12 protein-coding genes and 1 pseudogene are annotated in these 12083 nt (G+C 71.9%); 8 read left to right on the top strand and 5 right to left on the bottom strand.

Going from position 1 to position 12083, the window contains the following annotated elements; translation table 11 throughout:
* Positions 1-6 precede the first annotated feature (6 nt).
* Entirely contained in the window at positions 7-2064 is a 2058-nt protein-coding gene (locus G6N75_RS05310) for an EAL domain-containing protein (protein ID WP_165347315.1), read from the bottom strand.
* A 47-nt stretch (positions 2065-2111) separates the two neighbouring features.
* Positions 2112-3128 (bottom strand): EF-P beta-lysylation protein EpmB, encoded by a 1017-nt coding sequence (gene epmB / locus G6N75_RS05305; RefSeq protein ID WP_165347314.1) that lies wholly within the window; start codon positions 3126-3128, stop codon positions 2112-2114.
* 64 nt (positions 3129-3192) lie between these two features.
* Between epmB and efp the strand changes: the two genes are divergently transcribed.
* From efp to G6N75_RS05290, 3 genes are read left to right on the top strand one after another with little or no spacing between them, the layout of a single operon-like run.
* The gene (gene efp, locus G6N75_RS05300) at positions 3193-3759 is read left to right on the top strand and encodes an elongation factor P (protein ID WP_165347313.1); all 567 of its coding nucleotides are present in this window, start codon (positions 3193-3195) and stop codon (positions 3757-3759) included.
* On the top strand, positions 3734-4729 hold the full coding sequence (gene epmA / locus G6N75_RS05295) for an EF-P lysine aminoacylase EpmA (RefSeq protein WP_165347312.1): 996 nt from the start codon (positions 3734-3736) through the stop codon (positions 4727-4729). Before efp ends, epmA begins: the two co-directional genes overlap by 26 nt.
* Positions 4730-4767: 38 nt before the next feature.
* Complete coding sequence (locus tag G6N75_RS05290) at positions 4768-5247, top strand: GAF domain-containing protein (protein ID WP_165347311.1); 480 nt, start codon at positions 4768-4770, stop codon at positions 5245-5247.
* A gap of 12 nt (positions 5248-5259) precedes the next feature.
* On the opposite strand, the gene asd is transcribed toward G6N75_RS05290, so the two are convergent.
* The 3 genes from asd to G6N75_RS05275 are packed head-to-tail and all read right to left on the bottom strand — an operon-like array spanning position 5260 to position 7210.
* Positions 5260-6111: an archaetidylserine decarboxylase gene (gene asd / locus G6N75_RS05285; RefSeq protein WP_165347310.1), complete on the bottom strand. Its 852-nt coding sequence runs from the start codon at positions 6109-6111 to the stop codon at positions 5260-5262.
* Positions 6111-6587 carry a copper chaperone PCu(A)C gene (locus G6N75_RS05280; RefSeq protein WP_165347309.1) on the bottom strand — a complete coding sequence of 159 codons (477 nt, stop codon included), beginning with the start codon at positions 6585-6587 and terminating at the stop codon, positions 6111-6113. Before G6N75_RS05280 ends, asd begins: the two co-directional genes overlap by 1 nt.
* Positions 6588-6589: 2 nt before the next feature.
* Positions 6590-7210: an SCO family protein gene (locus G6N75_RS05275; RefSeq protein WP_165347308.1), complete on the bottom strand. Its 621-nt coding sequence runs from the start codon at positions 7208-7210 to the stop codon at positions 6590-6592.
* 102 nt (positions 7211-7312) lie between these two features.
* On the opposite strand from G6N75_RS05275, the gene prmB reads away from it, so the two are divergent.
* The 5 genes and pseudogenes from prmB to G6N75_RS05250 all read left to right on the top strand — a co-directional run.
* Positions 7313-8209 carry a 50S ribosomal protein L3 N(5)-glutamine methyltransferase gene (gene prmB, locus G6N75_RS05270; protein ID WP_165347307.1) on the top strand — a complete coding sequence of 299 codons (897 nt, stop codon included), beginning with the start codon at positions 7313-7315 and terminating at the stop codon, positions 8207-8209.
* Entirely contained in the window at positions 8209-9309 is a 1101-nt protein-coding gene (gene aroC / locus G6N75_RS05265; protein ID WP_165347306.1) for a chorismate synthase, read from the top strand. Before prmB ends, aroC begins: the two co-directional genes overlap by 1 nt.
* The gene (locus G6N75_RS05260; protein ID WP_206202943.1) at positions 9296-10537 is read left to right on the top strand and encodes an MFS transporter; all 1242 of its coding nucleotides are present in this window, start codon (positions 9296-9298) and stop codon (positions 10535-10537) included. Before aroC ends, G6N75_RS05260 begins: the two co-directional genes overlap by 14 nt.
* Positions 10534-11562 carry an aspartate-semialdehyde dehydrogenase gene (locus tag G6N75_RS05255; protein WP_165347305.1) on the top strand — a complete coding sequence of 343 codons (1029 nt, stop codon included), beginning with the start codon at positions 10534-10536 and terminating at the stop codon, positions 11560-11562. Before G6N75_RS05260 ends, G6N75_RS05255 begins: the two co-directional genes overlap by 4 nt.
* A gap of 102 nt (positions 11563-11664) precedes the next feature.
* Positions 11665-12083 (top strand): annotated as a pseudogene (locus tag G6N75_RS05250) (pilus assembly protein FimV); the annotation flags it as partial.

The following is a 12083-nucleotide window of genomic DNA, read 5'->3' as shown; positions in this document are numbered from 1 at the left end:
CCGGGGCTACTCGACGGCGAGCACGACCTCGGGCTCGCTGATCTGGTAGCCCTGGATGTACTCGACCCCGAGCTGCCACAGCACGGCCATGGTGTTGGCGTCCTCGACGCGCTCGGCGATGGTCTTGATGTCGCGGTCCTTGGCTTGCTGCACGATGCTCTTCACGCGTTCCTGCAGCGGCTCGTCGCCGGCCAGGCCCTGCATCAGCGAGCCGTCGATCTTGAGGAAGTCGATCGGCAGGTGGCCGAGCAGCTGGGCGGACGCATGGCTGGCGGTGAACGCCTCCAGCGCGAAGCCGAAGCCGATCTTCTTCAGCCGCTGGATCATGTCCAGGGTCTGCTTCAGCTGGCCGGACGCCACTTCCTCGGTGACCTGGAACACGATCGCGCCCTCGGGCAGGTGGCTGTTCTTGCGACAGGTTTCCAGCCAGGCCGGCAGCATGTTGTCCAGCAGCGTGTCCCGCGACAGCCGCACCATGGCGGTGGCCCCGGGGTGCTCCTTGCAGAACATGATCGCCGCGCCGATCACCCAGCGGTCGATGTTCTTGACCACGTCGTTGCGCGCGGCGGCGCTCATGAACTGCGACGGCATCACCTCGTCGCCCTGCTCGTCGATCATGCGGACGAACAGGTCGTGCAGGTCGCGTTCTTCGCCGGTCAGGCTCGCGATCGGCTGGTGGGCCAGGCGGAAGCGGTTTTCCAGCAGGGCGCGCCGGATGCGCTTGACCCAGAGCCGGTCCTGCTCCTCGATGCGGGTCGAGTCCTCCGCCCGCCGGCTCATGCCGACCTGGCCCGCCGCGGTCTCGGCCGCGCGGTGCAGCGAGTCGCTGGCATCGGCATGCAGCTCGTCGACGCTCATGCCGGCCTGGTCGACGATGGAGACGCCGGCGCTGAGCGACAGCGACACGGACTTGCCGCCCGCCTCGAACAGCGTGCGGCCGACCCGGGCGATCACGCTGGCGGCCCAGGCCTTGAGGTCGCGCCGCGTGCCGCGGGCGACCAGCGCGCCGAACTCGCTGGTGGCGAAGCGGCCGTAGAGATCGCGCGACTGCATGCTGTCGCGCAGCAGGTCGCCGACGCCGGCCATCACCAGCTCCAGGCCGCTGGCGCCCACCTGGCGCTGCAGCCCGGCCAGGTCGTCGACCCGGAAAACCACCAGCGCCAGGATGCCGGCCGGCAGTTCCTCGCGCAGCCGCGCGCCGATGGTCTCCAGCAGGTGGCGCCGCGTGTACAGCCCGGTGCTCTGGTCCAGCCGCAGCGCCTGTTGCAGCCGCGCGGCCAGTTGCTCCTCGTCTTCCTGCGGCCGCGCCGGGACCCGGACGCGCACGCAGTCCTCGTCGTCGAAGCGGGCCGGCTCCAGCTCCAGCACCAGGCTGAACGGCTGGTCCTTGCGATTGACGCCGTTGGCCTTGAGGCCCTGCGGCGGCCAGCGCCCCTGCATGCAGGCCACGAGGGCGCCCTTGATCGCCGGCTGGTGCTGGGCGGCGAAGAGGTCCATGAAGGTCAGGCCGGGCAGCTCGTTCTCGTCGTCGAAGCCGAACAGGTCGGCCCAGGCCCGGTTGGCGTCCAGCACCACGCCCTCGCCGACGTGGGCAATGGCGTCGCCCGTGCTGGCGACGACCTTGTGCAGCTGCTCCCGGTAGCTGGAGGCGCTGTGAATGGCGCTCTTGAGCGCGCGATTGAGTTTTTCCGTGCGCAGTGCCCGCTCGAATACCGCCGCGGTGCGGTCCTTGCGCTGCAGGGTCACGGCGTCCTCGGCCCCGTTGGCGATGTCGTCGGCGATGACGGTCTCGTCGAGCGCCTCCCGGCAGCTGATCAGCGGGACTTCCGCGCCGACCGCTTCCAGCACGGCGGCGGCCGTGAGCAGCAGGTTCTCGCTCTCGTCGGCGAAAACTACCAGCAATTCGCACTGGTCCGGCGCCAGGTGGTCGGCCAGGTCGCCGGCGTCATCGAGGCGCAGCACATGGGCCGCGCGGCCGCTGTTGCGCAGCGCCTGGTTGATAGCTTCGGCGTTTTCTTCGTGCCGGCTCAGCACGACGACCGGGACCGCAGTGGTTTCGCTCAAGTCTGGTTCCTCTCCCGCAGGCGCGCCATTCTAGCACCGCAAACCGGTCACCCAAGGCCGGTGACGGGCAGCTTCGCCGGCGCGCCTTCGACCTCCTGCACCAGCCGCGGCACGAGGTAGCCGGGCAGCCGCGCCGCCAGCTCCCCATGCAATGCCACGGCCTCGGCTGCCGGCACCTCGAAGTGGGCGGTGCCGCGGGCGCGGTCCAGCAGGTGCAGGTAATACGGCAGCACGCCGGCGTCGAACAGTGCGGCCGAGAGCTCGGCCAGGACTTCGGCGTCGTCGTTGACCCCGCGCAGCAGCACGGCCTGGTTCAGCAGGCGGGCGCCGGTGCCCGCCAGGGCCGCCAGGGCGGCGCGCAGCTCCGGCGACAGCTCGCGCGGATGATTGACGTGCACCACCATCGCGACCGGCCACGGCAGCCCCCGCAGCCAGCCGAGCAGCAGCTCGTCGACGCGGGCGGGCAACACCACCGGCGTGCGCGTGTGAAGCCGCAGCCGCCGCAAGCCGGGCAGGCCGGCCAGCGCCGCGGTGATCCGCGCCAGGCGCGCCGTCGGCAGCGCCAGCGGGTCGCCCCCGGAGAGGATCACCTCGTCGAGCCCGGGGAGGGCCGCCAGTTCCGCCACCGCGGCCGACAGGCGCGTGGGCGTCAGGGCGCCGCTGTCGTAGGGAAACTCGCGGCGGAAGCAGTAGCGGCAGTTGACGGCGCAACCGCCCGTGGTCATCAGCAGCGCCCGGCCGCGGTACTTGGCCAGGACGCCCGGCGCCCGCAGGGCCGCGAGATCGCCGACCGGGTCGGCGCCGTAGCCCGGCGTCTCCAGGGTCTCGGCGCCCAGCGGCAGCACCTGGCGCAGCAGCGGGTCGTGCGGATCGCCGGGCCGCATGCGGGTGATGAAGCTGCGCGGAACCTTGAGGCCGAAGTGCGCCGTCGCCGCGCGCGCGCCCGGCAGCAGGCCCGGATCCAGCCCGAGCAGCTCCAGCAGCTCGGCGGGGTCGGTCACCGCGGCGGCCAGTTCGCGCCGCCAGGGCTCCAAGTGACGCGCCGCCGTCCCGGGCGTTATCATTGCCTGCTTACGCAAACCACTTTCCCCATTTCGGCCCGACACCGGCCCACCCGCGGGTAAATCCATGGCGACCTATAGTACCAACGAGTTCCGTTCCGGCCTGAAGCTGCTGCTCGACGGCGACCCCTGCGTCATCCTCGAGAACGAGTTCGTCAAGCCCGGCAAGGGCCAGGCGTTCAACCGGGTGAAGCTCCGTAACCTCAAGACCGGCCGCGTCAACGAGAAGACCTTCAAGTCGGGCGAATCCGTCGAGGGCGCCGACGTCGTCGACACCGACATGCAGTACCTCTACTACGACGGCGAGTTCTGGCACTTCATGGTGCCCGACACCTTCGAGCAGCATGCCGCCGACGAGAAGGTGGTGGGCGAGGCGAAGGACTGGCTGAAGGAACAGGATCTCTGCCAGGTGACGCTGTGGAACGGCCAGCCGCTGCTGGTCGCGCCGCCCAACTTCGTCGAGCTGAAGATCGTCGAGACCGACCCCGGCGTGCGCGGCGACACGGCCACCGGCGGCCAGAAGCCGGCCAAGCTCGAGACCGGCGCCGTGGTGCGCGTGCCGCTGTTCATCGAGGAAGGCGAGGTGATCCGCGTCGACACCCGCACCGGTGCCTACGTCTCCCGCGTCAAGTAATTCCCCGCCCTGGCAGCCGACGGCGTCGCTCGCGGCGCTGCGGCTGCGCGCCTCGCTGCTGGCGGAATGCCGCGCCTTCTTTGCGGCGCGCGGGCTGCTCGAGGTGGAGACGCCGCAGCTCTCGGCCGCGGCGGCCACCGACCTGCACCTCGAGAGCCTGCAGGTCCGGGCCCCGGGCGGCGGCCTCGAGGGCTGGCTCCACACCTCGCCGGAGTTTCCGATGAAGCGCCTGCTGGCCGCAGGCGTGGGCGACTGCTGGCAGCTGGCCCGGGTGTTCCGCGGCGGCGAGCAGGGCCGGCGGCACAACCCGGAGTTCAGCCTGCTGGAGTGGTACCGGGTGGGCTGGGACGCCGCCCGGCTGATGGACGAGGTCGACGGCTTCCTCCGGGCCCTTGCCGCGGGCCGGCGCCCGCTCGGGCCCACCGCGCGCCTGACCTACCGTGAGGCCTTCCGCGCGCACGCCGGCTTCGATCCTTTTGCGGTCGACGCCGCCGGGGTCGCGACGGCCTTGCGGGCGGCCGGGGTCGCCGCGCCGGCAGAGCTCGAGGACGACCTCGCCGCGGGCCTCGACCTGGCGCTGGCGCTGTTGGTCGAGCCGGCGCTGGATCCGGCGCGGCCCACCTTCATTCACGAGTTCCCGGCCAGCCACGCCGCCCTGGCCCGGGTTCGTCCCGGCGACCCGCCGGTGGCGGAGCGCTTCGAGCTGTTCCTGGGCGGGATGGAGCTGGCCAACGGCTTCCACGAGCTCACCGACGCCGCCGAGCAACGGTCCCGCTTCAGCGCCGACCTGGCCGCGCGCACCGCCCGCGGGCTGGCGGCGCCGCCGGTGGACGGGCGGCTCCTGGCGGCCCTGGAGCACGGCCTGCCGGCCTGCGCCGGCGTGGCGCTGGGTTTCGACCGGCTGGTCATGCTGCTGGCCGGGGCCGATGATATCCGCACCGTGCTGGCGTTCGGCTGGGGCGATGCCTGAGCCGGCCGTCGCGCGGCACCACGACTGAGGATTCAACGATGCACGAGACCAGCGCGCCCGATTACGCCGACAAGCCGGCTTTCTACCGCGAGCTCACCGCCCAGGCCCGCGCCCTGACCGCGGGCGAGCCCGACCGCGTGGCGAACGCGGCGAACGTCGCCGCGCTGGTGTTCCAGGCGCTGCCGCGCATCAACTGGGCCGGCTTCTACTTCCTGCAGGGCGACGAGCTGGTGCTGGGCCCGTTCCAGGGCAAGCCGGCCTGCGTGCGCATCCCGGTCGGCCGGGGCGTCTGCGGCGCCGCGGTGGCCGAGCGGCGCAGCCAGCGCGTCGACGACGTCCATGCCTTCCCCGGCCATATCGCCTGCGACGCAGCCTCCCGCTCGGAGGTGGTGGTGCCGCTGCGGGACGGGACCGGCGCGATCATCGGCGTGCTGGATATCGACAGCCCGGAGCCGGCGCGCTTCGATGCCGCCGACGCGGCCGGGCTCGAGACGCTGGCCGCAGCGCTGGCGTGGTAGCCGGCGGCCGGGTCAGGCGGCGAGCGTCTCGCCCAGCCGCACCCGGCGCTCGGCGCGGATGGTGTCAGCGAACCGCGGCCCGCCTTCCGGCAGGACCACGATCACCGTCGAGCCAAAATTGAAGCGCCCGAGTTCCTCGCCGCGCGCCAGGCGCACCGCGCCGGGCCCGCTCTCCGGGTAGCGCCAGGCGTGGGCCTGGCGGTCGGCGCCGGGCGCCACCTCGCCGGCCCAGGTGGTGGCGATCGAGCCGACATTGAGCGCGCCGACCAGCACCATGGCCATCGGGCCGAAGGCCGTCTCGAACAGGCACACCACGCGCTCGTTGCGGGCGAACAGCCGGGGCACGGCGCTGACGGTGGCGCCGTTGACGCTGAACAGCGCGCCCGGCAGGTAGCGCATTTCCACCAGGCGGCAATCGGCCGGCGCGTGAATGCGATGGTAGTCGTACGGCGCCAGGTACATGGTGGCGAAGCTGCCGCCCGCCAGTGCGGGCGGTGCCGGAGCGCCGAGCAGCCGGTCGAGCCGGTAGCGGAAGCCCTTGGCCTGCAGCAGCGTGCCGTCCACCAGGCCGGCGCACTGGCTGACCCGCCCGTCGACCGGGCAGGCCAGCGCCTGCGGATCGGCGGGCATGGGCCGGGTGCCGGGCGCCAGCGCGCGGGTGAAGAATGCATTGAAGCTGGCGTAGGCCAGGGGGTCGGGCTCGGCCGCCTCCTCCAGGTCCACCTGCCGGAACAGCGCGAGGAAGCCCCGCACCAGCGCGGTCCGCGCCCACGGCTGCTCGAGCCGTCCCAGCCACCCCACCAGCCGCGACAGCGCATGTTGCGGCAGCAGGTACTGGAACCAGGCGAACAGGCGCGCCGTCATTATTGGGCCGGCTGCCCCACCGGCGCCGTGAAGTCGATCCGGCTGCCGTCGGCCAGCAGCAGCGCGAGCGGGATTTCGCCCTCGCTCGGGATGGTCTCGACGGCCTGCATCAGCATCAGGTGCAGGCCGCCCGGCTCGAAGCTGACGGTGTCTCCCGGCGCCACGGTGACGCTGTCCTGGAGGCGCATGCGCGCCATGCCGTCCACCATCTCGGTGCCATGCACCTCGACGGCGTTGAACAGCGGGCTCTCGGCGCCGACGATCACCAGCGGCTCGCTGCCCGGGTTGGTGATTTGCAGATAGCCGGCGGTCATCCGCGCGGCCGGCGGCACCTGGCGCACCCAGGCGCCGGTGACGGCCGGCGCTGCGGCGGCGCTCGAGGCGGCCGGAGCGGCGGAAGTCGCGGCCGGCGGGGCATCCTGGTCAGGGGCGCAGGCCGCCAGCAACGCTGCGGCGGCGAGAACGATCAGTCTCATCGTCACTTCTCCAGTTCGATGATGCGGCGCAGGTCGCTGGCGACGCCGGCCGCGGTGTGGGGGGTCGGGAATACGGCCGCCACCCGCGCCTGCGGGTCGACCAGGAACAGCGACGCCGTGTGGTCGACGGTGTAGCTGTCGTCGCCGGCCGGCGAGTAGGCATAGGCGGCGCCGAAGACGCGCGTGAGCTCGGCCAGGTTCGCCGCCGGCACATGCACGCCGCGGAACTCCGGGTGGAAGAACGGCACGTACTCGGCCAGGCGCTCCGGCGTGTCGCGGCCCGGGTCGACCGAGATCATCACCACCGCCGGCATCTCCTCGGGCGGCAGGTCGTCGAGCAGCTGGCGCGCGCCGGCCAGCACCTGGAGGGTGGCGGGACAGATGTCCGGGCAGTGGGTGAAGCCGAAGAACACCATGGTCCAGCGGCCGCGGAGCGCCTCGGGGCCGAACGGCTGCCCGGCCTGGTCGATCGCCGGCACGGCGGGCACCGGCCGCGGGGTGGTGAGTACGCGGGCCTGTTCGGGCGGCTGCGGCGCGCCGAGATTGGCCGCGAGCCAGGCGCCGGCGACGGCCGCTGCGATGGCCAGCACGATGGCGATGGCGAGAAAGGTGTTCCTGGGCATGCCGGGCATTATCTCACAGCCTGGCGGCGCGACCGCCACTGCGCGGGGCTCGGTTATGATGAGCGTCCTGGCCCGCGGGGGGCCCCGGGACAAAGTGCCGCCGTGAGTTCCAACGACCATCCCTACCAGGGGCTGAAGACCATTGCCGACTTCGTGCGCCGGGGCGCCAGCCGCTTCGCCGCGGCCGGCCTGCATTACGGCCACGGCACCGACAACCCGGTGGACGAGGCGCTGGTGCTGGTGCGCCATGCCCTGCATCTCGGCCACGACCTGCCGCGCGAGTTGTACGGCGCCCGCCTGACGAAGCCCGAGCGCAAGGCGGTGGCGGCCCTGCTCGAACGCCGCGTCGAGGAGCGGGTGCCGGCGCCTTACCTCGTCGGCGAGGCCTGGTTCGCCGGGCTGCCGTTCCATGTCGACCCGCGCGTGCTGATTCCCCGCTCGCCCTTCGCCGAGCTGGCGGCGCAGGGCTTCCAGCCCTGGGTGCGCGAGGACGGCGTGACCCGGGTGCTGGACCTGTGCACCGGCAGCGGCTGCATCGCCGTCGCCTGCGCCATGGCGTTCCCCGCGGCGGAGGTCGATGCCGTAGAGCTGTCGCCCGGGGCCCTCGAGGTCGCGCGCCGCAACGTGGCGCGCCACGGGCTGGAGGACCAGGTCCAGGTGCTGGAGGGCGACCTGTGGGCGCCGGTGGAGGGCCGGCGCTACGAGCTCATCGTCAGCAACCCGCCCTACGTGGGCGACACCGAGATGGCCGGGCTGCCGCCGGAATACCGCCACGAGCCCGACCTCGCCCTGCGCGCGGCGGAGGACGGGCTGGCGATCGTGCGCCGCATCCTCGAGGGGGCGCGCGATCACCTCGCCGAAGAAGGCGTGCTGGTGGTCGAAGTCGGCAATTCCGCCGCCGCGGTCATGGACGCCTGGCCGGACCTGCCGTTCACCTGGCTGGAATTCGAGCGCGGCGGCAGCGGCGTGTTCCTCCTGACCGCGGAGGAACTGGTCTGATGTCGGGCAATACTTTCGGCCGCAGTTTCACCGTCACCACTTTCGGCGAGAGCCACGGCCCCGGCCTCGGCTGCATCATCGACGGCTGCCCGCCGGGGCTGGAGCTGGACGAGGAAGACCTCCAGCGCGACATCGAGCGCCGCCGCAGCGGCAAGTCGCGCCACGTCAGCCAGCGCCGCGAGCCCGATCGCGTCCGCATCATGTCGGGCGTGTACGAGGGTCGCACCACGGGCGCGCCGATCGGCCTGGTGGTGGAGAACGTGGACGCCAAGCCGAAGGACTACGCGAAAATCGCCGAGCTCTTCCGGCCGGGCCACGCCGACTACACCTGGGCCTACAAGTACGGCTTCCGGGATTACCGCGGCGGCGGCCGCTCGAGCGCGCGCGAGACGGTGATGCGCGTGGCGGCCGGGGCCGTGGCGCGGAAATACCTCGCGACCCGGCTGGGCGTCGACATCCGCGGCTGGCTGGCCCAGCTCGGGCCGATCCGGCTCGAGCCGGTCGCCCTCGACACGGTCGACGACAATCCCTTCTTCTGCCCGGACCCCGCCCGGGTGCCCGAGCTCGAAGCGTACATGGACCGGCTGCGCAAGTCGGGCGACTCCATCGGCGCGCGGGTGAACGTCATCGCCACCGGCGTGCCGCCGGGTCTCGGCGAGCCGGTGTTCGACAAGCTCGACGCCGACATCGCGCACGCCATGATGGGCATCAACGCCGTCAAGGGCGTCGAGATCGGCGACGGCTTTGCCGTGGTCGAGCAGCAGGGCACCGAGCACCGCGACGAGATCACGCCCGGCGGCTTCCTGTCCAACCATGCGGGCGGCACGCTGGGGGGCATTTCCTCCGGCCAGGCGATCCGCGTCAGCATGGCGATCAAGCCCACTTCCAGCCTGCGCCTGCCGGGACGCACGGTGAACGTGCGCGGCGAAGCGGCCGAGGTCGTGACCACGGGCCGGCACGATCCCTGCGTCGGGCTGCGCGCCACCCCGATCGCCGAGGCGATGCTGGCGCTGGTGCTGATGGATCACCTCTTGCGTCATCGGGGCCAGAACGCGGGTGTCGTGCCGGGCGCGCCGGCGCTGCCCGATGCCCCTGCCTGAGGCCGGCAACGCCCCGGCCCAGGAGGTGCCGGCGGGCCTGTATCCGCGGCTGTCTGCCTTCTACCTGTGCTACTTCGGCGCGATCGGCGTGATCGTGCCGTACTTCGCTTTCTATCTCCAGCACCAGGGTTTCAGCGCCGTCGCCATCGGCCAGCTGATGGCCATCCCGATGGCGATGCGCATCCTGGCGCCGGGCTTCTGGGGCTGGGCCGCGGACCGCAGCGGGCGGCGCGACCTGACCCTGCGCGTCGGGGCGCTGCTGGCCACCGGCGGCGCGGCGCTGTTGTGGGGCGCGTCGGGCTTCCTCGCCACGGCCATAGGACTCGCCGCCTTCGCCCTGCCGTGGACCGGCCTGCTGCCGCAGTTCGAAGCCACCACGCTGAACCACCTCGGAACCCGGCCGCATCGCTACGGCCTGGTGCGGCTGTGGGGCTCGGTGGGCTTCATCGTGGCGGTGATCCTGGGCGGGCTGGTGTTCGCCGGCGCGCGGGTCGGCCTGGTGCCGCTGGGGCTCCTGCTGATCGTGGCCGCGACCATGATCACGATCTGGCTGGTGCCGCCGGCGCCCGCAACCGCCGGCGCGAGCTCGTCCTTCCGCCTCGGCCCGGCGCTGCGGCGGCCGTGGGTGCTGGCCCTCCTGGTGGTCTGCGCGTTGCAGCAGGCCGCGTTCGGGCCCTACTACGTGTTCTTCACCATCTACCTCGATCGCCTGGGCTACAGCACCGCGGTCGCCGGGCTGTTCTGGGCCTGGGGGGTCGCCGCCGAGGTGCTGGTGTTCCTGGCCACGCCCTGGCTGATCGAGCGCTTCGGCTCGCGCCCGCTGCTGGTCTTCGCGCTGGCGGCGAGTTCGCTGCGCTGGCTGCTTACCGCCTGGGGCGCCGCCTGGCTGCCGGTCCTGGTGTTCGCCCAGACCCTGCACATGGCGGCCTTCGGCCTGTTCCACGCCGTGGCCGTGCTGCTGATCCACCGGGCCTTCCCGGGCAGGCTGCAAGGCAGGGGGCAGGCGTTGTACAGTGCGGTGGGATTCGGGGTCGGCGGCGCGCTCGGCAGCCTCGCCAGCGGCTACGCGTGGTCGGCGGGCGGGCCGGCGCTGACCTGGACGGGAGCCGCCGCGCTGGCCGGCATCGCCGCGCTGGTTGCCTGGCGCGGACTCGCCGGCTACGAGGGCGCGGCGGCGGCGCCGGCCGGGGCGACGGGCAGCGACGACGGGCATACGGGTGAGCGATGAGCAGTAAACAGGGCTTTTCGGTGGCGGTGGTGGGCGCGACCGGGCTGGTCGGCGAGGCCATGCTGGCCTGTCTCGAGGAGCGCAAGTTCCCGGTCCGGGAGCTGCACCTCCTCGCCAGCGAGCGCTCGGCCGGCACGCGGCTCGGGTTCGCGGGCCGCTCGCAGCTGGTCGGGGATCTCGCGACGTTCGATTTCGCGGGCGTGGACCTGGCCCTGTTCTCGGCCGGCGGCTCGGTCTCGCGCGAGCACGCGCCCCGGGCGGCGGCGGCCGGCGCCATGGTGATCGACAACACCTCCTGCTTCCGGTACGACGACGACGTGCCGCTGGTCGTGCCGGAGGTCAATCCCGAGGCGCTCGAGGGGGCGCGCCAGCGCAACATCATCGCCAACCCGAATTGCTCCACCATCCAGATGGTGGTGGCCCTGAAACCGATCTACGACGCCGTCGGCATTACGCGCATCAACGTGGCCACCTACCAGTCGGTGTCCGGCGCCGGCCGCAGCATGCTCGAGGAGCTCGCGCGCCAGACCGCGCAGCTGATGAACGGCCGGCCGCTGGGCGAGATGCTCACCCCCCGCCAGCTGGCTTTCAATGCGCTGCCCCAGATCGATGTCTTCGAGGACAACGGCTACACCCGGGAAGAGATGAAGATGTGCTGGGAGACGCGCAAGATCTTCGACGATCCGGCCATCGGCGTGAACGCGACCGCCGTCCGCATCCCGGTGTTCTTCGGCCACTCGGAGGCGGTACACTTCGAAACCGTGGACAAGATCACGGCGCGGCAGGCGCGCAGCCTGTTAAGGAAGTCGCCTGGGATCCAGGTTCTGGACCGCCGGCAGCCCGGCGGCTACCCGACGGCGGCCACCGATGCGAGCGGGGCCGACCCGGTTTTCGTCGGGCGTATCCGGGAGGATATCTCGCATCCCCGCGGCCTGAGCATGTGGATCGTGGCGGACAACATCCGCAAGGGCGCCGCTTTGAACAGCGTGCAGATTGCTGAAACTTTTGTAAAAAACCAGCTGTAAGTCTATATTCCGCAAATTATGTGAAACGGTTTTGTTGATGGCGCACGGCGGCCGGGCCTCGGTCGTGGCGCGCCTGCGCAGGGTCGCAGCCAGGGAGTGACAATGTCGCGCAAGCTGATTTTTATTGGGGTGCTTTCTCTGATCCTTGCACCGGGCGCGGCCTTGTCGCTCGGCCTTGGCGAGATTCGGCTCAACTCTTACCTCAACCAGCCCTTCGACGCCGAGATCGGCCTGAGCGTGGCTGGCCCCGGCGAACTCGAGAGCCTCGAGGTCGAGCTCGCTTCCGCCGATGCCTTCAGCCGCTACGGGCTGGCGCGGCCGGCCTATTTCGACGAGCTGCAGTTCCAGGTGGTGCGCAACGGCCCCGGCGGCGCGGTGATTCGCATCACCTCCGCCAGCGCGATCGTCGAGCCTTTCATGACCTTCCTGCTCGAGGCCAGCTGGAGCGGCGGCCGCATCCTGCGCGAGTACACGGTGCTGCTGGATCCGCCGGTCTTCCTGCCGGCGCCCGAGGCCGCAGC

This window comes from Thioalkalivibrio sp. XN8, assembly GCF_011058255.1.
Taxonomy (GTDB): domain Bacteria; phylum Pseudomonadota; class Gammaproteobacteria; order Steroidobacterales; family XN24; genus XN24.
This window is presented reverse-complemented; position numbering and strand designations above follow the sequence as displayed.

Excerpts from the sequence above, each read along its gene's own strand:
- epmB (WP_165347314.1), bottom strand. The coding sequence starts at position 3,128 with ATGATAACGCCCGGGACGGCGGCGCGTCACTTGGAGCCCTGGCGGCGC.
- efp (WP_165347313.1), top strand. The coding sequence starts at position 3,193 with ATGGCGACCTATAGTACCAACGAGTTCCGTTCCGGCCTGAAGCTGCTG.
- G6N75_RS05290 (WP_165347311.1), top strand. The coding sequence starts at position 4,768 with ATGCACGAGACCAGCGCGCCCGATTACGCCGACAAGCCGGCTTTCTAC.
- asd (WP_165347310.1), bottom strand. The coding sequence starts at position 6,111 with ATGACGGCGCGCCTGTTCGCCTGGTTCCAGTACCTGCTGCCGCAACAT.
- G6N75_RS05280 (WP_165347309.1), bottom strand. The coding sequence starts at position 6,587 with ATGAGACTGATCGTTCTCGCCGCCGCAGCGTTGCTGGCGGCCTGCGCC.
- G6N75_RS05275 (WP_165347308.1), bottom strand. The coding sequence starts at position 7,210 with ATGCCCAGGAACACCTTTCTCGCCATCGCCATCGTGCTGGCCATCGCA.
- aroC (WP_165347306.1), top strand. The coding sequence starts at position 8,209 with ATGTCGGGCAATACTTTCGGCCGCAGTTTCACCGTCACCACTTTCGGC.
- G6N75_RS05260 (WP_206202943.1), top strand. The coding sequence starts at position 9,296 with ATGCCCCTGCCTGAGGCCGGCAACGCCCCGGCCCAGGAGGTGCCGGCG.
- G6N75_RS05255 (WP_165347305.1), top strand. The coding sequence starts at position 10,534 with ATGAGCAGTAAACAGGGCTTTTCGGTGGCGGTGGTGGGCGCGACCGGG.